The sequence below is a fragment of the Halonotius sp. GCM10025705 genome, from assembly GCF_042662885.1.
GTDB lineage: Archaea > Halobacteriota > Halobacteria > Halobacteriales > Haloferacaceae > Halonotius > Halonotius aquaticus.
On record NZ_JBHSZD010000003.1, the window covers coordinates 70,976 to 90,344 of the forward strand.

Genomic DNA, 19,369 nt, shown 5'->3' on the forward strand with positions numbered 1-19,369 from the left:
CGGAGCCACAGCGGGGTGTCTATCTCCTTCGGAAGGAAATGCCCGGACTGAATCCACACTCAGTCGATCACATCGGGTTAGAAGTCGGGTCTGCTTGGAAGAGGTGTGCAACAACCCCAAGCAGACAGTGAATTAGAAGAACAGCATCTGATTAATTTTGTCGTTAACCGGCTTGAGGATACACTTCCGCTTGACCTCGGTGAAGAGGTAGAAGTAACGCCAGCAGAGCTTTACAAGGTTCTCGTCGGCGCATGCGCCGACGGAACCTCAATCACACATATCTGCGAGACCACTGATGACTCACCGCACGATAACACTGTTCGTGAGTATTTCACCGATCAGTTTGACCTCGAAACACTCGAACTCGCGGGAAACACGCTCCTTCAGCGGGAGCTCATCGAGGTTCTTCCGAATCGACCGGTGGAGGTCGTCGCCGACCTCCACCTCGATCCCTACTACGGGAACGAAGACGAGACAGCCCATCTCTACTCCTCTGAGGCCAAACGAGGAACAACTACCTTCCACGCGTACGCAACACTCTACGCACGTGTCCGCAACAAGCGGTACACGCTCGCTCTGCGAAAAGTAACCGACGGTGAGACGACCAGTGATATCCTCACAGAGTTCCTCACCCTCCTTGACGGCCTTGACCTCGGCGTCAAGGCCGTCTACCTTGACCGTGGTTTCTACAACAGCGACTGTATTGACCTCCTCTCAGCGTACAACTACGCTTACGTCATGCCAATCGTAAAATGGGGCGATGAAATCAAAGAAGAACTCAACAACGGCTGGAGTCGAATCATCCAGCACAGCATTGCTGACAGCGTGACCTTTCCGATATTCATCGACTGCGTCTACCAACAAGGCAGATACGACGAGCATGGCGTGGCGCGTCACGGCTACGCCGTCGACGCGCCGTTCATCGACACGCCTGCCGAAGCACGCAGACACTACAGCAAACGCTTCGGGATTGAAGCCAGCTACCGACTTGCTCAGGAGAGCCTCGCTCTGACTAGTTCTCGGGACGCTGGCCTTCGCTATCTGTTGTTTGTGACGAGTCTCCTCCTACAGAACGTCTGGCGTTACGTGCACTGGGAATTTGTGGCGACGACCCGCCGTGGCGGGCGTCGCCTCTGGAAATGGCCCTTCGTTGAGTTCTGTGAAATGCTCACCCGAGCCGTCTGGGCAGCGTTCAACGTCCGAAGGGCAGTCCCAGCCAACAAACCTCCAGACGATCGGTTCAAGCGATAACTTCGGTAGCTGAAAGAGCGTTGACCAGTGGCAACGCCGTCGCGTCGGCGGCAGATCGCCGCCGACAGCGACTACACAAGTGACCAGTTTCTCTGAACCGTCCAGTGGACGAATTGAATCGGTGTCTATCCGGTTGATATCCTCGTCAGCTCCGAGCTCTCATTAGTGCAATGTGATCGACTGACACTTATAATCGAAAATCAACGCGACAGCGAACAGGAAGCTGTCATTCGGTTTGAGAACGGCGATATTGTGTTATTCGAAGAGACGTTCAGACTTGGTGCTGGCGAACAAGATCGGGTGGAGGAGGACCTGTCCCGAGGTGCAACGCAAATTGACGTTTTTGTCGAAGTTCGCAATTCACAGGAAACCATCTACGAGGACACTGTGCCGGGTGGTCTGCCCGAATATCGAGTTTCTCTCTATTCAGATCGAGTAGATCTCGTTTGGGCTGAGAACTGATATCTGAATCAATACTCGGGTAGGGAGTTAGGAACACACACGTGTAGTTAGTGGCTGGTTCACCTATCTCGGGGTGAAACAAGTGGTGTGGTTGTGCTGTACTCAAGCTCTATATCCATCACTCCAAACACCCCATGTCACTTTTCAGACAGTTGTTGTACCAGATTGGCAAGAGCCTTCAACTCAATGGCTGCTATTCAACAGAGCATGCTAAATACCTCTCTTTTTTACTTTCTTTTATATTAAGTCAGTCACGGAAGTCACTCGTCTTCGTTGAGGGTTACCGGGGAATAGGGAATCGGTAGGGCGACAGCAGATAAGATCTCTGAATCGACTATAATGTCATAATTAATTTCATCTGTGCCTATTGGTGAGGCAGTATTGAAGGACTCTGTATGTCGATGTTTAATAGAAGTCACTTCAAAATTTTCAGACTCTGCTATGCTATAAACATAATCTGTCGCAGCGTCTAGTCCATATTTTGTTGCTCCACGAATTTCGAAATATAAACTAAGCTTAAAATAAGATTTGTTTAAATTTTGTTTTGATATTTCTAAAGTACTTTTAGTGAGAGATTCGGTTTCGAATCTTTCTCTTAGATTGTGATGTCTGAGAGTGTTTTCGTGAGATAGGAGGTGTGAGCTTCGCTCTACTAGATCTTCTTGGATACCAACGTTATCGTACGGTTCTATAGGAGCTGTGCTTGCAATAACACGTGGTGGTAATTTATATTGAATTCGGCTAAACCAAGGTGGTTCAACTACGTCAGGTAGATCAGTAACAACCAGTGTCCTTCTAAAATAGTCACCACGACGCTCCCAATCTGACCCTCTCTCTTTGACGTCTGGTGGTGAGAATAAATCTCCTACTGGTACAGCTTCAATATCACTAGAATTGGTAAGATATGAACGTATTTTCCAGCGAAGTTGTTTTAATTTTTGTCGAATATCTAGCATTATTTAATCACTTTTCGGATGGAGAGGATGAGTTTGTGTATAGCTTCGTAATGGAATCAATGAGCTTTCGAACCTCATCTGCTTGTTCTTTACTAAGATTATCTGATAGCTTGGAAAGATCGGCGATAAGATCATCTGCATCATGATGTATATCGTATGTATAAAATGCCTCCCGCTGTAGTGTTATATCTTCAAAATCATCTCGTAACACCATTGATTTATAGAAATCTTTACCCTTTTTTATGTTTAATTCTCTGACAAATCTTTGAACTTCTAAACATAGATCTGGTGGCAACTCTGGGAAGAAATTTTCAATCTCGTCAAGCCTTTTGCTGAATTTCATTCCTAACTTCTCATCTTCTTGTCCTTTTTTACTGTTTGTTAGAAGGTTTCGACATAATTGGAAAAACAACCGATATTCAAGCATAGCATCGCTTTGAATCTGAAATTCGTCTGAGTTATTTTTTATTTGAGCAATACCATCACTTATACGTTGTAGATATGAATCAAATATAGTGAAAAATCTATCTGAAATTTCCTCTGAGTATAGGATGAATTTATAATTCATGCTCATTTCCAGAAAGTTATTCAAAATAAGCGTTGAAGGCTGATCAGGATTTGTAGGACCAGTATTATCTTTTATTTCTTCTATTCCCAACCTGTTTTCAAGTGCGGAAATCTTTTCTTCTATCTCGCTCCGGTTAGCGAATTGTTTTGGACGTATTATTTCGTCTGGCGGATTATCAAGATCTGTCCTCTGGTAGTACGTATCACCTCTTTCTTCGATCTTTTTTATTTCATCATAATATTTTACACAATTTTCTAAACTATTTTGAATAGAACTCTCTGAGACACCTTCAACTTCCATCATAATCTTAATTATTTCAACACGTTGCTTTCGACCGTTGGCGAGAAGGGAAAATATCTTTCTGTCCCTCTCGTCAGATACTTGTACCATAATTGAAATAATATCCACCCCCACTTATAAAATTACGGTTGGGTAGGCCTCCCCTCCGGATTTGTCAGTCCCCTGCGCGCTCATAGAGGTCAATGTACCCATGATAGGCGAACTACCGTCAAAAAATCATAGCTAACCACATAAATGCTGTACAGCATTTATATATAACCTCTAAATCTCTCGCACACGCGATATACGTAGTAGATCCGGGAGTATACCTGAGTCAGCCAACAGCTCCTAAATCATACCTGCCGACGGCTCTCAAATCATACCTATCGACGGCTCCCAAATCATACCTATCGACGGCTCCCAAATCATACCTCACAAAGTGGGTATCAAATTTCCTCACCAATCGATTCAGCGTGGTTCTGCTGCTGCCACTAATTATGCTTGCAACATCAAGTGATTCAAACGCTTCTTTGTCGGAGTTTGCCGATTCATCTGATGAACAGTCAAACTCAAATAATAAATCAACAAATACTTTTGAATTAATAGATAATCTGGCTAAAGCAGCATACGGATACACAAGACAAAGTCAAAGTTCTCCTGATGATAGTAGTTCTGAAACTATGAGTATTGAGGTTCAAAAACAACATATACACGAAATAGCAGATGAGCTTGGGTATGAAATAGCAAATATATTTGTGGATATGGATGAAAGTGGGTATACATTCGACCGAGAAGGTTTCAAAAAGCTTGACGAGCACTTAGAACAGGATCCTCGTCCCGTTGTACTTGATCGGATAAATCGTCTCGGTCGAAATACACTTGAGACGATCTACGTGGCAGCTGTAATTCATTATGAGCACGAGGTAGAGATAATTACCTACCGGAATGGATTGTATAATCTAGATTCTACCTCTGATCAAATTACTCTCGTAGTCGAAGCCATCACCGCCGGCAAATCAGTTGAGGATCGTATCCGAGCGGCATGGGACACGATAAAACGAAAATTCGAGAAAGAAAAGGTCTGGAGTACATGGTTTGACAATGTCCGTCTTGGATATCGACTACCAGATGACAAAGATTGGCCAGAACCAGTTACGGGTGGCGAAAAAGTAGTATCTGCGATTATGGAAGATGTGATAGAAACAGAAAACTACTCTCAGGTTGCTAAACTTATCAAATCTCACGTGAATAATGAGGGACTTGATGAGGGTTATGAACAGAAGTACTCTGTTCTTAAGTTACCAGTTGAGGATGTCGTCTCAGTGTTCGACTATTCAGATATCGACATTGACGATACAGATGGGGCGATAATCAAGCGCATCGTCGAAGACCCAATTTACGTTGGAAGAGTAGTATATCCACGTAGTGCAGATGAATCTGAGCAAGCTGTAAAAGAAGACTCTGAGTTACAGTTGATCTCTGAAGATCTCTTTGAAGAAGTCAACGAAACTGTTGATGATATCGCAAAAAAGCACTCTACCACGACCGACAGTGTTGATATTGAAAAGTTAGCAGATATGGGATTGATTATGAAAGTTCTAGAGGACATTGATAGAATCAAACCCATCTGTGATCATTGTGGTCGAGGTATGGAAAAGAATGGTTCTGAAACTTTGAAGGACGGCTCGAAGTGTCACTACTGGATTTGTCCAGAATACGATACTGATGGAGGTGATAAGGAACACGATCAAATGAAATTCCCGCATGAGAAAGAGTGGGAAATGCTAAAAAACCACGCAGAAAATGAGAATTCTGATGTAGTTATATTAAGAATAAAACCATTCAATCAATAACATTTGAATTTACATTCTCGATTAAAAGCCGACTGAGCAATCCCTATTGATGATTACATATAAATACCCACTTATAGTGAGGGAAGACACAAACAACGTAGAGTTTTCAATTATTGCGTTTCCAGAAACTCTGAGTACTGATTAGTGACGTTCTGTACTCGTCTCTCCTTCCGATTACGTGGCATCTCTGAACGCACTGATTTTCTTGCACGTTGGAATCGATTTCTGACTTGAGTAACCGTTTCAAACCGACGCTTCTCCACTATCTGATACTCTTCAACGTACTCATCCACGTCTGCCACTGTGTATTCGCCTATGTAGATCTCATTTTTCAGTATCTTACCTACTCGGTGGGGCGTCCATTCCAATTGCCGACATTCTGGATGAGACTCTGCTTCTAATTCTGTGGCGACATCTGGCATTGATCGAAGACGGAGATACCGATCAAAGATGGTCCGTACGAGATCGGCCTCTGCAGGGATGATTTCCAGCGTTGCATCCTCACACTTCCTGTATCCCAGAGGGGGATTATCATTGGGCCACTGGTGGTTGGCAGCTAACCCAATCATTCCCATCTGTGTGCGCTGTTTGATGAGATCACGTTCAAGTTCTGAGGCTGAAGAGATGTTCCGGAAGTTGAACCGCCCAGTGGGAGTAGTCGTGTCGATATGTTCGGTGACACTATGCAGCCCGACATCCCAACTTCTCAACTCCTGTTCCAACTGCACCGCGTGCATGAGGCTTCGGGAGAATCGATCCAACTTCCAGACAACTATCACATCGAACCAACCAGCCTCAGCTCGGGAAAGCATCTTCTGGAACATCTCTCGGTCAGTATCGCTTCCGCTGACTGCTTCGTCACGAAAGATGTGTGATACCGTCCAGCCTAACGACGAACATCTCTGCCAACATTGTCGCACTTGCTCATCTATGGAGTACCCTTCCTGTTGACCCGGTGATGACGTTCGAGCGTAGATCACCGCAGTGAGATCGTCGGCAGCTTGAATTGGAACACCGGTCGTGGCGATTTGATTGGAAGGGTCATTATTCGGAAGCCGAGTCATGAATCCATCACCTCCTGGAAATCACTGACCCGTTGACGGATCGTCTCTTGTGAGACACCGGTGAGAGTCGCAATTCGTCGTTGCGTTAGCTCTCCAGACGACACCATGTATATCGCTGCGCCAGCGATGCCGACTGGATGAACTGCTGCATTGCTGAATAGCTCTGATTCAACAATAGTGTCTATCAGCTGTTCAGCCTCTGATTTGATCTGATCCGAAAGTGCTGCCTCTTGACAGAGATATCCAACGTAGGCCGTTGGTGATAGCTCAACATACCCTCGGGTCAATTCTGCTTGGAATTGCCGTATCATCTGTTTGAGTCGATCTGAGTCGATATCCAGTTCGGAAGCTACTCGTTCGGTAGGCCGTGGTTGCTCTACTTCTCGTGTTCCGATACAGATTGCCGCACCAACGACGAGTGTGGTTAATCGTCCGTCTGTGAGGTTCTCTTCTGAGGCTTCTGCGTAGACATCGGCAGCCTGTTCTCGAAGCTCAGGAGTAAGATAGAGATCCTCAGCGACGGATTCAATCTCTTCAAATGCCGCTGCGACTTGTTTTTCAGTGCTGTTGGTTATTGCATAGAACTCACTCCAGGATTGGTCTGTTTCAACATCTTCCTCCTCGGTGATCTCTTCTATCGAACCAACAGGGGCCTCTGTTCCGATCACGTACCCACACGATCTACAAATCTGATTCGGTACTTCAGGTGACGAAAATTTCAGCAGACTCTCACACTGGGGGCATCGATCTATTTCCCCAATCCTGTTGGTGACAATCGGATCGATAACGGTGACGGGCAATCGAAGTTGGTGGGACGATTCGCTCGCCATAGCGTCACTCGTTTGCATCCGATTCAGTGTCATCCTCAGTGACCTCATCTGCTAATGAAGTGACCGATTCAGACACGATCTCACTGAGCGGTTTGCGCTGCTCATGGCAGTAATCCATGATCGCTCGCTTCTCTGCGGTTGAGAGCTTCACCGACACGCGAGGGATCACCAGATACTGCTCGTAATCTTTCCCGAATAGCACCTTCCGGTGGAGAACATCGACTCTCATTTCAGGGTTGGCCACTGCCAGATCGACGAACTCGATGCCCTGTTCGACAGTCTGGAACTCGACAGCTGTCGCTGCGATTTCGATTACTCGTTGCTCGGAGAGCCCTGATTGGTTTCGAGCAAGCCTGTCGGCAACCTGCCATTGCAGATCGCCGTACTGGCGAACATCCGCGTTGAAATTCTTCAATGCGACCACTGCTGGTCATCACCTTCCGGGCCATCCGACAGCAGGACGTGGACTTCGTCAGGCAGCGACAACACATCGATATATCTACGAACAGTGTCGGCCTCACGGCTGGTTCGAGCGGCGACCTGCCGTGCTCGCTCTGCCTTTGACTCCGTGTCGGTCTCGATCTCGTCGGCCAACGAGCGGCAGTACTGCGCCCACTGGTAGGTTGACCACTCCCGGACGATGCTCTCCATTTCGGTCGCTTCAAGCGCATCCAATGTGTCCTCATAGATCCGAACCGGGAGTTGCTCCCAGCCACAGGAGACGGCTGCCTGGTAGCGTTGCCAGCCATCGGTGATGTGAAACACATCGTCTTCATCCGGATCCGGACGCACGATCAGTGGCTTGTTAATGCCGAAACCGGCGATAGATTGTTTCAGTGTCTCCGATGGTCGAACACGACGGGGGTTGTGCTCACCGTGGATGAGTTGCCCAACTGGCAACAACTCATCGTAGGTGTCTGGCAGGAGCTCGTGGTTAGTGGCTGGATTCGATGGTGCCTGCGACATGGTTACTCCCACCCCCGTTCGTCAGCGAGCGTCTCCAACCGCTCCAGATACAACTCTCTGGCCAGTTCAGTATGCGTGTCAGCACCCCGCGAGCGCATCGCCTGGACGTGCCAGCGACTGTGCCGTTGGGTCTCTGGGCCCTGCAGATCGACCCGTTTGAACGGCCGGTTCGGTTCGATCTCTTCGTGGAGTTCTTGGAGTTCCTCGGTGTGCCGCTGTAACGTCTCACTGAAGACCTCTCGTTGCTCGGTCGGCGATTCCGAATCGAGGGCCGTCGAGACATCCTTGCGGAACTCTCGTAGCGACTGCCGAAGTTCGAGTTCCGACATCTCGTCGAACTGGAGTGAGCCAACCGTCTCTAAGACCGCATCGACTGGATCAAGACTGTCGGCCTCCAGTTCGGACTCCAGAGTGTTGTGGAGCGCGACAACCGCCCGAGACGTGCCAGATTTGCCCTCACCACTTCCGAGTGTCGCACGGGTATCGATCCCGTAGTTCTCAAGGGCCGTCCGCTCGGTGGCCGTGCGCTCCTCGGGATTTTTGAACAGTGACTGCAGCACCGGTGGAAGCGCAGCCGTCTGTAGGTGCTCCTGAATATGATCAATCGCACTTTGATCGGAGCGACCAAGGTACCGTTCGGCCATGTAAGCGAGGGCTTCCTCGTCGGTCTCGAAGTTCGCCTCCTCGATCTCAAGATCTACATCGAGTGGTGTGTCAGTTGGTTCAATGCCCTCGTCGTTCGTTCCCGGACGAATCAGTTGATAGATCAGATTGAGTTGCTGAGCGATCTCCTGTTCGGAGAGCTCGCGCCGGTCTGTATTTTCGAGTAGCGATGTCCACGCAGCATCCAAATCATCTGCCTGCAAGATCTTACACGGTAGCGACTCATAGCCGGCCTCCATCGCAGCGTAGTAGCGTCGTGACCCGGCGACGATAGCATACAGGTCTTCTGCAGTCACCGGTGATGGATTGCCATCAGAACCAGCGTTGTCATCGTCAGTAACAGCATCGCGACCGTCATCGACGGTGTCGGTGGTCTCAGTAGTTACCCCCATCTCGACAGCGTCGAGGGGCCGAACGATGAGATCGTTGTACAGCCCATCGGCTTCGATAGCGGCGACCAGTTGCTGGTCGATATCGTCACCCGTCCACGGTTGGTCACGAGACTGCATCGGATCGACGACCAGCGACTCGATTGACAGTTCAGCTCGTTCTATCATGGAGTCGGTTCCTCTCCATTTTGTGCGGTCGTCATGTCGCGGATGATTTGCTGCCAGCCGACCTGTTCGAGACTAATAGCCACGTCGTCACTGCCATCGTTGTCGATAGTAACCTCAGCGAGGAAGCTGTCAGTCTCGGTGGCGATCTTCTCCTGCACCTCGGCAATCGCGGCGTCGTAGGACTCGTACACCGTGAGTTCAGTCCCGACGGTCACGTAGAATCCCTCATCAGCTGCGGGATCGACGCTGAATTGCGCCGGCGGCATTAGTTCTCAGCCTCCGAGTCCGCAGGTTCCCCGTCAGTTTCACTGTCCCCAGTGTCGTCTTCAAGGGCCTCATCAGCCACATCGATTACCTCGTCGTCGACGACGTGATACGGTTTGAGCACGCCGTACTGATCCGGCAGGTTGCGGTCGTTAATCCGAACCGCCAGCTGCGGGTTGACCTTTGGCCGAGTATCATCTTCAGGCCCGTTCCATGAGAGATACTCACCGTCTGAGGTTTCGGAGTATTTCGTGACCGTCTCGATGACTGAATGGAGATTCAGGTTCGTGACGTTGAATCCCAGTTCAGTGTACAGCCCACGGCCAGCGTTTGCTCGCCGTGTCTGTTCCCGAAGGGCCTCTTCAGCCTTCGAGGCCTCGAAGTGGAGATCGAACTCAGCTGTTCGCGCCGGTGTCACCTCTTGGAGTGCCTCATCGGTCACTCGAAGGGTAACTGACTGGACAGCGAGATCCGGTTTGACCGACTGAGTTTCTGCATCGAGGATAGCGTCGAGATGCTCGTAGAGCGTCTCGATAGCGGTTTCATCCCACGGATTATCCGGGTTAGAACTGTCAGAGTCCTGCAGCTGCGTGTAATCGATATCGAGGGTTTGTTTTGTCTCTTGTGCTCGAAGTACCCCATACTCCCGGAGTTCTTCGACGAGGGTTTCGTTGGTTGTGACGACGCTGCTGCTTGCTTTGAGCTGGATGATCGAATCACCGAAGGCATCCAGTATCGCCCGCACGGAGTTCGTCTTGAGTGCTGGAATCGCAGTCGTGCGTTTGACTGTCCCAGCAGGATCCGACGTGGAACTCATTGTCCACCTCTGATCCGAGTTACGACGAGTGATCGTAGTGTGAAGTCTGAGAGAGCCTGTTCTAATTGTATTCCGGTACTATCTTCCGATCTTGGTGTAGATCTTTTCATGGGTTTCTGGCCTCAGAAGCCCAGTCCGGGTGTTCCTGCACCCGGATGCCTTCTAAACTGCAAGGCAATCCCAAGGGACTGCGCTTCTACCCATACATCTACCTGTATGCGTAATAAGTCTTGCGGTAACATGTATCTGCATGGGTCAAACTGCCGATGCATATATATGAATGGGTGAAATCGAGTCATACACGATGCCGTATGATGAACGGGACGAGGATACTGGGAAATTTACCAGTACGTACCCGCATCAAGAGTTCTTAGATTCTCTAGAATCTCTCTCTGGTCAGGCAAGTACGCAGGAAATCGCAGATGATGTTGGTTGTGCCTATCGTACGGCTTATCAGAAACTGATTGAGTTGGAAGAGGATAATAAGATTACCTCAAAAAAAGTAGCCAATGCACGGCTTTGGATGCTCTCTTCTGGGTAATACAATTTAGTTAGTAGGTCTTTGATTTGGAGTAATAATGAGTGGTTCTGATCCGGTACTTTGCTCAGAGTGTGGCTTGTCTGATCCAGCAGATTAGCGCGTGCGCAAAGACGTCAACTTTAGTGTCCAATCTATCCTGATACTTTTGAATATGTGGAATAGATTGTTATTCGATGAGTCCATAGCAAATCGTGTCGATGGCTGGGACTGACGAGGACGCCGGCGACTTCGAATTTGATCCTGACCAAATCAGCGAGCTTGGCGAAATCGCGGAGGCATTCATCCATGAAGAAGTAAACGCAGACTTCTTCGATAAACTCGACCGCGACTATCTCGAATGGCTTGTTGATAGTAATGAATTGGAGCCGCCCGATGATATTGAAGCAGAAGGATACGAGGCTGCGATCGAAGTGGCTGAACTCATTTTAGATCGAATGGATGCAGTCGACCACTGAATTACACCAGAAGCGTGGTGTCTCCTTAGCACGAATTTCCGATGTATTCTACCATTCCCAGAGCGTCGTTCACTTGCAAGCCTGGTGTGTTTCGCTCGGGTGATAGGGTGACAAATAAATTCTCAAAGCCTACTGACCTGCTCCAGCTAACCCATGTGGGCGATATCAGAACCTCAGCCAGTCGTCCTCCGCGTCTTCCTCAGAAGGAAGCTTTCTGCTTCGAGCAGCGGGTTGGAGCCGCTTTTGACATCGGAGACGGAAAAATCGACCCCGCCTTCTAGCGACTCCGAAAACTCGTCCAAGCCAAACACCTCCGCGCCGGCATCTGTATCCACCACAGATTCCTCGCTCAGCATTCCGGTATCCTGGTCAAACATTCCAAACCCGAGTTCTGGCTGTTCAATCGGGTCAATTGCTGATTCTTCTGGTTCGGAGAATCCCGCAGCGATATCGCTCAATCCGAAAGGATCAGCATTCCACTGCGTCGACCCCCACCGCGGTAATGAATAATTCATTCCCATATCGACCGCCGGCTCGTCGGCTACACACATATCCCGCGGTTCGATCGGAGCTTCTTCCACGACGGGTTCCCTATGAAAGGAATGAGGTTCATTGGAACGTTCATCGTCAAATCCCCCTATCTCTTCGCGACTACCGTATCCGGTTTTATCAGCAGTTGTGGGGTGGTGGTTCTCATGTTCTAGACCGGATGACATTGGCCATTTCTCCACCGATTCCTGTTGTCCATAAGAGCCTGTCAGCGGCTTATGGTGGCGATCCATACACCTGTCTTGTTCACTGTACCCAGTCTCATAGGTATCGGCGGGTACCGATCTCCATCTAGTTGTGCGGTCGTCTGTCTGCCGATGAGCTCGGTTGTCCGACGACGACTGCGGCGCATTGTCGTTCAAGGCCGCGGTACCGTAGCTACGTGGAGTAGGTGCGAGGAGTGTCTTGATGAACGAGGAGAGCTTGACTTCGACCGGGCTGCGCACCAGCTCCTTGCTCACAGCACTTGGACCGATATCTATCTCAATGAGATCCGGGATCGGGTCGAGACCAATGAATTCCATTCCCAGTCAATATCGAGGTAGCTGAATCTGGTGTCGATCTGGGCGAACTTGATCTCACGGCTTGAGTCGACCGGCTTGAAATACTTGTTGTCGATCCCGGTTGATGAATTCCGCCGTGGTGAAGCTTTGGAAGTGACATGTCTATTCTGCCGAATCGACCTTCCCGCCGTTTTCGTCGTCTGGGATAAATTCGTGTACGAGGCTGTTCGCTGCATCGTTTGGGAGGTTTTCGGGAAATACTGCGGACGTTTCAACGTGGTCGACGACGGTTCCAGTTTTTCGTCTGATTTTGGTGGCTCCGAAGGATCCGTGTCCTCGTCGGTCGCTGGCTGCGGCTCCCTATCGGCCGATTTTGTGGAACCGGCTGTCTGCGGTGCCTCAACTTGCCGTGAGTCGGTCTGCCGCGTTGTAGAGGTTGTCTTAGACTCGTTATATCCTCTCGAATATGTGGATTTGAGAGCAGGCTGCGGACTGCGAAGAAACAGCGAAGATATCGCTGTATACGCCATCATTGTTGTCCCGGCTATGATACCAATGGCCGCGTACCAGAGGCCGGGGGAGAACGGAGAGCGTCTACGATCAGGAGGGCTGCCCCGCATAGGATCATGAGCAGGGTACCGAGACGGCCGAATACCGTCATTTCTGTTAAATACGTCAAGTTTGCTTAAATATCTACTCCCAATACAGATCGTCTATGTACTGACTGGAACCGGATACAGGCCGGAATAAAGCTTATACGTGCTTCGATGGTTGGTTGACACGTCAGAATGGCGTCCGGACTACTCAAAGCCCTCCTGCAGACGGCCAACTACTTTCGAAACTGGCGGAAGAGCGACCCCGAGAGTGCTACTCAGCGAGGCCGAAAATATCTGTTCTGGATACTAGTCGGCGGTATTGCCAGCCTGTGGTTCCTCTACCAGTACGGAATCGCCGTCCCAGTCGACTTCGCCATGTTCACCGGCGGCCTGCTACTCGTCGAACTGTTCGAGTTTGGGACTTTGCTCCGGATTGGGATGGCCATGGATCCGCTAATCGGCGGCATCCTCGGGACGATCGGACTTGGCACCCTGACGAAGTTCTTCCGCGATCTCGGCGGTATCTCCGCGGCGATAAACTACTTCTTTTCCATCCGATAACACCTTTCTTTACCGCGGTTATGTCGGACACTTGGAGGTGAGGATAAATAAGATGAAATTCACGTCCCTTGACGCAGTGCCACTCTATCGATGTCCTCGACCGCTTTGATGTCGTCGTCACTCAAGAATTCGTCTGCTATTGCTATCGTTTAGGCTAACGTCATATTTGCATAGAATACCTAGGCTACCCTGCTCCAAGATAAGCGAATCCGACAGGCCGAGAAGCTCGGTCTCACCTGCAGAATCTTGATCGGAAAGATAGTCGGTTTTTCCACCCAAGTTATTAACCAACATAGAGGTTGTATCTGTATTTTTGTTGGTTGAAATTTGTACAATTTTTGGATTCTGGAGGAGTGCAACCAATTTCCACGAATGTCCTGAGCGGCCGAAGAGTCACCTCAGTCCAGACGATCAAGCGAGCCATAGAGTTCTTCATTCTGAATGTGGGTGCAAAACTGTGCGCAGAGCTGACAACAATCCGCTGCATCAGTAAATGTCCGGACACTGGCGTCCCAGCGTGTGTTGACGGATCCAAGCATCGCACTCCGGACCGATGGTTCGGTTGCCACCATAACCCGTCGTGTGCGCGTTGGTGGTGTCGCGTCGGCAGCTGGCCCCCGCATTCCATCCGTCGACAAGAGATCTTCGAGAACACTCCCAATCTCGATCCCGACGCCGAGGTTATCGCCAACCTGTGGGGCGATAAAAACCGTCGCATTACTCGCCTGTGCAAAGGTGATACTCTGTGTGGCCGCATCCATCTCATTGAGCGAAATACCGACATCGATTGCGAGGAAGGCATTGAACCCACGTTCACGGAGACAGTCTCTGGTCTCCTGGAGCAGACGTAAGACCTCGTCTTCAGCATACTCACCGGTGGTCTCGTCCCACGTTGCAAACGACGGGGCATCGGTTTCGGCATCTGCGTTCGCCGGGAGTAGCGCGTCGACATCGAATGTCCGGTATGGGCCCATCAGGTAGACGAGAAACTGTTCTCGTCGCACTGGATCGAGCGCGTCTGAGTCACCGGCGGCACGAGGGAGCGAGTCGATAATCCGTTGCCGCATTCGACTCACCGGTTCGGGACGATAGTATATAAATATCGGCTTTTTCAATAATCTTCGAGTCGAGAATGACTAAGTACGTGGCGTCCTAAGATGTGAACAGAGGCACTCACAGATGTCCGAAACCAATCGGCACTCGACAACGGAGGTTCGGCAGCCTGAACCACCGTTGCCAGAAGATAGCGGGCTGACGCTCGAAGAGTATCTGGCGATGCAGCAAGCGATCAGCCACATGACGCGGTTTCGGATTCTTCGCACACTCGTCGCTAACGACGAACTAAGTGCCGCCGATCTCAAGGCTGCCGTCGATGTCGAATCCAATAACTTCCACTACCACCTCGACGAGTTGGTCGATGTAGGGCTCGTCGACAAACGGCAGCGACGAACCGCTGACAGCCAGGGGTTCTATACGTACTATCGGCCGACAGCAATGGGTCGAGGAATCCTTGAGCACGGCGTCGAGGAGCTAATGCGGCGTGAGCGCGAATTTAACGACGTTTATTCGTAATATCGACTGGAAATAAGATGGCGGTTCTCGACAATCTCTCCGGGTTCGAATTCGAAGATGTCGTCGAAGATGTTTTCCGTAACCTCGGTTACGAGAACGTCCGGCAGGCCGACCGACGCGCCGATGAGGGCCGCGACGTATTGATGGAAGAGGTCGTCGACGGCACACGCCGGGCTATTGTCGTCGAATGCAAGCATACTGATACGGTCGGTCGGCCTGTAGTTCAGAAACTCCACTCGGCGATTGCCACCTTCGACTTCGATGGGCCCAAGCGAGGGATGGTCGTCACGACGGGGCGGTTCACCCAGCCAGCAACCGAGTACGTCACAAATCTCGAACAAAATAACGACCCCCATCCTATCGAGTTGATCGACGGTGAGGATCTCAGAGAGATCGCTGACGATGTCGGGCTCGATCTCTACAACGGCCGGATCGAGATCCTCTGTGATGAGACGCTACGCCCCTACGACCCAGCATCGTCGGTGACCGCGCCTATCGAGGAGACAATCGGCGATATCCAGAACATCGATGCGACCGACTTACCGACACCACATGCAGCAGTCACGTTCCAGCCAGTCGTCGAGGTGACAGCCAATACGAACGCCGTCTTCGAGACCTCTGTCGGGGTAATCCATCGAATCAACGAGCGAACGGAATTCGTCATCCACGCAGACCGTGGCTCACCACGGGTGGCCGACAGCGACGTGGCCGAACTGGTTTCGGAGAACATCCATGCGACTGTGGACTTAGACGACGAGTCAATCCGCGAGCCGTTTGACGAGACTACCGACCAGCGGTTCGGCCAGACTGAAACCGAGTACAAAGACTGGGCCGTCGAGCAGTTGCAACAGGCCCAGACGACGACAGTAACCTACACCGGCGACAACAACGTTACCTACAACAAGACATGTGAGCCGAGCCGGTCGGATATTTCAGTCCAATCGATTGAACCGGTGTATCTCCCCAAGATACGGCAGACAACCGAGCTCGGCGAGTACACCTATCCATACGAGTACTACGCTGCCGGGCCGTCCCGTGTCACGACAGAGGACGGCTTCCATCGGTGTGTCCACTGTGAGACAGCCGGTGGTGATGAGACATACACCTATTGTGAAAACTGCGGCGCAATTGCCTGCAGAGACCACATCAAGACGGAGCGACTGACTGGGGAGCCGGTCTGTACTGGCTGTGCTGTGACTGAAAAGTTCGCATTGAAGACGAAGTACTTCTATGACGAAGAGAATCTGGGGACTTTCCGCGAGGAGTACGCTGCCATGGGACCCCATCAGAAAGCAATGGAGAATCCACTGTTGGCTGGAAGCAGTCTACTGGTTGTACTCGGTGTCATCGTAATCGGCCTGCTACTGGTGACTGGTGGCGTTTGAGTTGGCGTCTTTCAGTACGAAATTAGGGAAATGGATCGGAGAGGGAGTAGTGATGCAACCAGACAGGGAGGTGGGGGAGACGGCGGGTGGAGTGGGCCGTTTGCGTTCCGGCCAGTTGAACGAATAGGGCTGTCAAATAAGTGCCTTCTGTACACTACGAATGTTGCAGCTTGCCGTCACTGCATTACGGGTATATTCGGAACAGGTAGAGAGCCGCTGATCGAACCACAGCAGCGACTTCATCGGTGAATAGGCATGACCCGCATCTCTTTGACTCGGGGTTCCCACAGCCAGATATGGGCTTCACTGCAAGCTGGAGTACGCTCCTCGGGGAATTAGAGGAACTTTCCGACAGTGCGACACTAATTACGCCACTGTCTCACGACCGCTTCACCATCACCGATATCCAAGAGCAACGGGTGATCGCCCGGTTTCAGGACAAAGATATCGATTCAACCCAGCCACTACAGCGTGAGCAATTCGAGACGCTCTACGAGCGGATTACCGACGCCACCGGTGGCTTCGAACTCGATCGGTTGCCGCCAGACGCCGACGCCTACCCAGCCGTCTGGAGTCTCCATCCCCGCTTCGAGATTGACGAAGAACAGGGAGTCATCATCGAACGCGACGACCAACCTCTTCACAGCTCGTCAAGACGGATCCCGAGGAAGACGTGGCAGATGCCGACCGAACGGAGCCCGACCTCGCCGTGTATGCTGACGCTCTCCTGTTGGTCGACGCACTCGAACGCCACGACGTGGAGTATCTGGAGGGCATGGAAACGCCCGCGCTCGTGAACATCTACACCCTCCTCTCCGACGTGCAGCGCAATGCCAATGAACTCCGACAGGAGGTGCGGTCAGTCCTCCTTGATCGCTTGCATCACGATCAGCCCGTCGCCGGGCAATACGGCTCCGTCCAGCGCACCTCCCGGCGGAATCGCTCGCTCAAGGATGAGGAGGAGGTCATCGAGACAATGGAAGCCGCCGGTATCGACCGCGAGCGAGTGACCAGCGTCGACAGCAGCAAAGTCGACGAAGCACTGGACGTGGTCGAAGTGGCCGAATCCGAGGTCTACGATATCGAGGAAAGTGAGTACATCCGAAAGGCCGAGGTCAACGACGAAAAGAAGGAGACGCGCTTGCAGGGGCTGAAGGATAAACTCGCGGCTGCCGAGGGTGAGGAGGCCGAAGCCCTCCAACAGGAGATCAAAGAGCTGGAAGCGCGAATCGAGGAACTCACCGAGTTCAATTCGGGCCGCTCGTTCCACACACAGTCGAACGCTGATCCATAGTGACTCCAGCTCCCGACAGCCAACCCCATCGCGTGCGGGCGATTGAACGGTCACCAATGTTTTTGAGCATGCTCGACAAGGACTCACACGATACTGATGTTTGGGTTCCTGGCTGCTGCGTTTTCTCGCACTGCTCGCACAGAGCCAGGCAGTCCCTACGAGTGTCGCCACTGTGGGCAGCGATTCAGGGTCCAGCATCACTCCTGTCCGGACTGCGAGAGCTACAGCGTCGAACGCGTTGTCTGGCCAATAGCCAGCGACTAACAGTGCTGGGTTCAGACATCCACCTTTGCTGACAGAATCGGTATCACTTTAGGCCGCCTGCTCGACGATACGAGTAGGCAATGTTCGAGTTGACCGGGTTTCAGCGTGATCTGTTGTACTGTATCGCCGGAGCAGAGGAACCCTACGGGCTCGGTATCAAGGCCGAGCTGGAAGCCTACGGCGACACAGAAGTCAACCACGGGCGGCTGTATCCCAATCTGGATACGCTCATCGACAACGGGTATGTGACAAAAAGCCAGCTCGACGACCGCACGAATCGCTACGAATTGACCGATGCCGGCCGAGAAGTGCTCACTGAGCGGCGAGAGTGGGAAGCTGAGAAACTCTCCGGAGTATTAGATAGCTGAATCCGGAGTCCTACTCGGAGACAGGCTTCGAGTTTCACTGTCTCACCGTCTGTACTGCACATCGTTCAATCTACGCTACGATTTCAACACGAAAACGAGCTATGTTCTCTGTAGACTGCTCTATAAACGGTCGTCGCTCTTGCCTAATTTGATGAAACAACTGTCTGAAGTACGATATGGGTATGAACGGAGTGCTGAATATAGAGGGCCTGTTCAGCAGATTTAATTAATGAGTAAAGATATAAGTGTCAAACATGGTATCTACAGCGGTAATTTCTCTTTCTGTATCAGCTTTCGCTATTGTCTTATCTTTGATCGCAATAAGCCGCCAATCAATACCATCAAAATACGAAGCAGAAAGGCGTATCAGAGAAAAATTTCAGACTCCGAATGGTGAACTCAAATTTGAGTATAATGATGTAAATTATCATATTAATTATATTACTGTTTTACGTCAGGATGGCATCAACCATCGAATTAAGGAATTAGTATTTCGTGACATTTCTGGTGAAACACAGGTGGTATTCACAGTAGACAGCCGAGTTCCAAACCCAGTTGATGTTAAGAATATTTCGAGAATAGATGAAGAGGGAGTTAGAGCAATTATGTTTAGAATGGATACGACAGAGCCACACGAACTATACAATCAATTTTCTGAATCAGCCTTTCAATTGTCAAAAGAAATCCAGTCAAAATGGTGACGTTAGATACGCGCGCTCCATCTGGCACGCTCTGAAGTATTCTATTTGTG

At 50.6% G+C, this 19,369-nt stretch carries 21 protein-coding genes and 1 pseudogene; 11 read left to right on the plus strand and 11 right to left on the minus strand.

The features are described 5' to 3' along the window. Positions 1-105: 105 nt before the first annotated feature. Both ACFQJB_RS14670 and ACFQJB_RS14675 read left to right on the plus strand, forming a co-directional pair. Positions 106-1,251 (plus strand): ISH3 family transposase, encoded by a 1,146-nt coding sequence (locus ACFQJB_RS14670; protein WP_379726828.1) that lies wholly within the window; start codon positions 106-108, stop codon positions 1,249-1,251. A 165-nt stretch (positions 1,252-1,416) separates the two neighbouring features. Continuing rightward, on the plus strand, positions 1,417-1,713 hold the full coding sequence (locus tag ACFQJB_RS14675; protein ID WP_379728588.1) for a hypothetical protein: 297 nt from the start codon (positions 1,417-1,419) through the stop codon (positions 1,711-1,713). A 260-nt stretch (positions 1,714-1,973) separates the two neighbouring features. On the opposite strand, the gene ACFQJB_RS14680 is transcribed toward ACFQJB_RS14675, so the two are convergent. Together ACFQJB_RS14680 and ACFQJB_RS14685 are read right to left on the minus strand one after the other, a co-directional pair. Beyond that, positions 1,974-2,669 carry a hypothetical protein gene (locus ACFQJB_RS14680; protein ID WP_379728590.1) on the minus strand — a complete coding sequence of 232 codons (696 nt, stop codon included), beginning with the start codon at positions 2,667-2,669 and terminating at the stop codon, positions 1,974-1,976. Between the two features lie 7 nt (positions 2,670-2,676). Next, the gene (locus ACFQJB_RS14685) at positions 2,677-3,627 is read right to left on the minus strand and encodes a hypothetical protein (protein ID WP_379728592.1); all 951 of its coding nucleotides are present in this window, start codon (positions 3,625-3,627) and stop codon (positions 2,677-2,679) included. A gap of 386 nt (positions 3,628-4,013) precedes the next feature. Between ACFQJB_RS14685 and ACFQJB_RS14690 the strand changes: the two genes are divergently transcribed. Next, positions 4,014-5,369 carry a recombinase family protein gene (locus tag ACFQJB_RS14690; RefSeq protein ID WP_379728594.1) on the plus strand — a complete coding sequence of 452 codons (1,356 nt, stop codon included), beginning with the start codon at positions 4,014-4,016 and terminating at the stop codon, positions 5,367-5,369. A gap of 110 nt (positions 5,370-5,479) precedes the next feature. On the opposite strand, the gene ACFQJB_RS14695 is transcribed toward ACFQJB_RS14690, so the two are convergent. The 7 genes from ACFQJB_RS14695 to ACFQJB_RS14725 all read right to left on the minus strand — a co-directional run bounded on the left by ACFQJB_RS14695 (position 5,480) and on the right by ACFQJB_RS14725 (position 10,530). After that, entirely contained in the window at positions 5,480-6,433 is a 954-nt protein-coding gene (locus tag ACFQJB_RS14695) for a recombinase family protein (RefSeq protein ID WP_379728596.1), read from the minus strand. Then, positions 6,430-7,101: a hypothetical protein gene (locus tag ACFQJB_RS14700; RefSeq protein WP_379728598.1), complete on the minus strand. Its 672-nt coding sequence runs from the start codon at positions 7,099-7,101 to the stop codon at positions 6,430-6,432. The genes ACFQJB_RS14695 and ACFQJB_RS14700 overlap by 4 nt, the downstream gene beginning before the upstream one ends. Positions 7,102-7,267: 166 nt before the next feature. After that, the gene (locus tag ACFQJB_RS14705) at positions 7,268-7,687 is read right to left on the minus strand and encodes a hypothetical protein (protein ID WP_379728600.1); all 420 of its coding nucleotides are present in this window, start codon (positions 7,685-7,687) and stop codon (positions 7,268-7,270) included. Continuing rightward, the gene (locus ACFQJB_RS14710) at positions 7,675-8,229 is read right to left on the minus strand and encodes a ParB/RepB/Spo0J family partition protein (RefSeq protein WP_379728602.1); all 555 of its coding nucleotides are present in this window, start codon (positions 8,227-8,229) and stop codon (positions 7,675-7,677) included. Before ACFQJB_RS14710 ends, ACFQJB_RS14705 begins: the two co-directional genes overlap by 13 nt. A 2-nt stretch (positions 8,230-8,231) precedes the next feature. Then, on the minus strand, positions 8,232-9,449 hold the full coding sequence (locus ACFQJB_RS14715) for a ParB/RepB/Spo0J family partition protein (protein ID WP_379728604.1): 1,218 nt from the start codon (positions 9,447-9,449) through the stop codon (positions 8,232-8,234). Further along, positions 9,446-9,715 (minus strand): hypothetical protein, encoded by a 270-nt coding sequence (locus ACFQJB_RS14720; protein WP_120102866.1) that lies wholly within the window; start codon positions 9,713-9,715, stop codon positions 9,446-9,448. The genes ACFQJB_RS14715 and ACFQJB_RS14720 overlap by 4 nt, the downstream gene beginning before the upstream one ends. Beyond that, on the minus strand, positions 9,715-10,530 hold the full coding sequence (locus ACFQJB_RS14725) for a hypothetical protein (RefSeq protein WP_379728606.1): 816 nt from the start codon (positions 10,528-10,530) through the stop codon (positions 9,715-9,717). Before ACFQJB_RS14725 ends, ACFQJB_RS14720 begins: the two co-directional genes overlap by 1 nt. A 280-nt stretch (positions 10,531-10,810) precedes the next feature. On the opposite strand from ACFQJB_RS14725, the gene ACFQJB_RS14730 reads away from it, so the two are divergent. Then, the gene (locus tag ACFQJB_RS14730) at positions 10,811-11,071 is read left to right on the plus strand and encodes an ArsR family transcriptional regulator (protein WP_379728608.1); all 261 of its coding nucleotides are present in this window, start codon (positions 10,811-10,813) and stop codon (positions 11,069-11,071) included. A 197-nt stretch (positions 11,072-11,268) separates the two neighbouring features. Beyond that, positions 11,269-11,526: a hypothetical protein gene (locus ACFQJB_RS14735; RefSeq protein WP_379728610.1), complete on the plus strand. Its 258-nt coding sequence runs from the start codon at positions 11,269-11,271 to the stop codon at positions 11,524-11,526. Between the two features lie 173 nt (positions 11,527-11,699). On the opposite strand, the gene ACFQJB_RS14740 is transcribed toward ACFQJB_RS14735, so the two are convergent. After that, positions 11,700-12,599, minus strand: coding sequence for a hypothetical protein (locus ACFQJB_RS14740; protein WP_379728612.1), 900 nt, complete (start codon positions 12,597-12,599; stop codon positions 11,700-11,702). Positions 12,600-13,366: 767 nt separating this feature from the next. Between ACFQJB_RS14740 and ACFQJB_RS14745 the strand changes: the two genes are divergently transcribed. Then, positions 13,367-13,735: a hypothetical protein gene (locus ACFQJB_RS14745; RefSeq protein ID WP_379728614.1), complete on the plus strand. Its 369-nt coding sequence runs from the start codon at positions 13,367-13,369 to the stop codon at positions 13,733-13,735. Positions 13,736-14,133: 398 nt separating this feature from the next. Here the strand turns inward: ACFQJB_RS14745 and ACFQJB_RS14750 are convergent, their stop codons facing one another. After that, on the minus strand, positions 14,134-14,802 hold the full coding sequence (locus tag ACFQJB_RS14750; protein WP_379728616.1) for a DUF7509 family protein: 669 nt from the start codon (positions 14,800-14,802) through the stop codon (positions 14,134-14,136). Positions 14,803-14,914: 112 nt separating this feature from the next. Between ACFQJB_RS14750 and ACFQJB_RS14755 the strand changes: the two genes are divergently transcribed. From ACFQJB_RS14755 to ACFQJB_RS14775, 5 genes and pseudogenes are all read left to right on the plus strand, one after another. Continuing rightward, positions 14,915-15,307, plus strand: a complete 393-nt coding sequence (locus tag ACFQJB_RS14755; protein WP_120102862.1) for a winged helix-turn-helix domain-containing protein — start codon at positions 14,915-14,917, stop codon at positions 15,305-15,307. A gap of 17 nt (positions 15,308-15,324) precedes the next feature. After that, the gene (locus tag ACFQJB_RS14760; RefSeq protein WP_379728618.1) at positions 15,325-16,692 is read left to right on the plus strand and encodes a restriction endonuclease; all 1,368 of its coding nucleotides are present in this window, start codon (positions 15,325-15,327) and stop codon (positions 16,690-16,692) included. A 296-nt stretch (positions 16,693-16,988) separates the two neighbouring features. Beyond that, positions 16,989-17,986, plus strand: a pseudogene (locus tag ACFQJB_RS14765) (hypothetical protein). Positions 17,987-18,330: 344 nt separating this feature from the next. Next, complete coding sequence (locus tag ACFQJB_RS14770) at positions 18,331-18,618, plus strand: PadR family transcriptional regulator (RefSeq protein WP_379728620.1); 288 nt, start codon at positions 18,331-18,333, stop codon at positions 18,616-18,618. A gap of 254 nt (positions 18,619-18,872) precedes the next feature. Next, entirely contained in the window at positions 18,873-19,319 is a 447-nt protein-coding gene (locus ACFQJB_RS14775) for a hypothetical protein (RefSeq protein ID WP_379728622.1), read from the plus strand. The last annotated feature ends 50 nt before the right edge of the window (positions 19,320-19,369 follow it).

Coding starts and splice junctions, on each gene's coding strand:
- ACFQJB_RS14680 (WP_379728590.1), bottom strand. CDS start 2,669: ATGCTAGATATTCGACAAAAATTAAAACAACTTCGCTGGAAAATACGT.
- ACFQJB_RS14685 (WP_379728592.1), bottom strand. CDS start 3,627: ATGGTACAAGTATCTGACGAGAGGGACAGAAAGATATTTTCCCTTCTC.
- ACFQJB_RS14690 (WP_379728594.1), top strand. CDS start 4,014: ATGCTTGCAACATCAAGTGATTCAAACGCTTCTTTGTCGGAGTTTGCC.
- ACFQJB_RS14695 (WP_379728596.1), bottom strand. CDS start 6,433: ATGACTCGGCTTCCGAATAATGACCCTTCCAATCAAATCGCCACGACC.
- ACFQJB_RS14710 (WP_379728602.1), bottom strand. CDS start 8,229: ATGTCGCAGGCACCATCGAATCCAGCCACTAACCACGAGCTCCTGCCA.
- ACFQJB_RS14715 (WP_379728604.1), bottom strand. CDS start 9,449: ATGATAGAACGAGCTGAACTGTCAATCGAGTCGCTGGTCGTCGATCCG.
- ACFQJB_RS14720 (WP_120102866.1), bottom strand. CDS start 9,715: ATGCCGCCGGCGCAATTCAGCGTCGATCCCGCAGCTGATGAGGGATTC.
- ACFQJB_RS14725 (WP_379728606.1), bottom strand. CDS start 10,530: ATGAGTTCCACGTCGGATCCTGCTGGGACAGTCAAACGCACGACTGCG.
- ACFQJB_RS14730 (WP_379728608.1), top strand. CDS start 10,811: ATGGGTGAAATCGAGTCATACACGATGCCGTATGATGAACGGGACGAG.
- ACFQJB_RS14735 (WP_379728610.1), top strand. CDS start 11,269: ATGGCTGGGACTGACGAGGACGCCGGCGACTTCGAATTTGATCCTGAC.
- ACFQJB_RS14740 (WP_379728612.1), bottom strand. CDS start 12,599: ATGGAATTCATTGGTCTCGACCCGATCCCGGATCTCATTGAGATAGAT.
- ACFQJB_RS14745 (WP_379728614.1), top strand. CDS start 13,367: ATGGCGTCCGGACTACTCAAAGCCCTCCTGCAGACGGCCAACTACTTT.
- ACFQJB_RS14750 (WP_379728616.1), bottom strand. CDS start 14,802: ATGCGGCAACGGATTATCGACTCGCTCCCTCGTGCCGCCGGTGACTCA.
- ACFQJB_RS14755 (WP_120102862.1), top strand. CDS start 14,915: ATGTCCGAAACCAATCGGCACTCGACAACGGAGGTTCGGCAGCCTGAA.
- ACFQJB_RS14760 (WP_379728618.1), top strand. CDS start 15,325: ATGGCGGTTCTCGACAATCTCTCCGGGTTCGAATTCGAAGATGTCGTC.
- ACFQJB_RS14770 (WP_379728620.1), top strand. CDS start 18,331: ATGTTCGAGTTGACCGGGTTTCAGCGTGATCTGTTGTACTGTATCGCC.
- ACFQJB_RS14775 (WP_379728622.1), top strand. CDS start 18,873: ATGGTATCTACAGCGGTAATTTCTCTTTCTGTATCAGCTTTCGCTATT.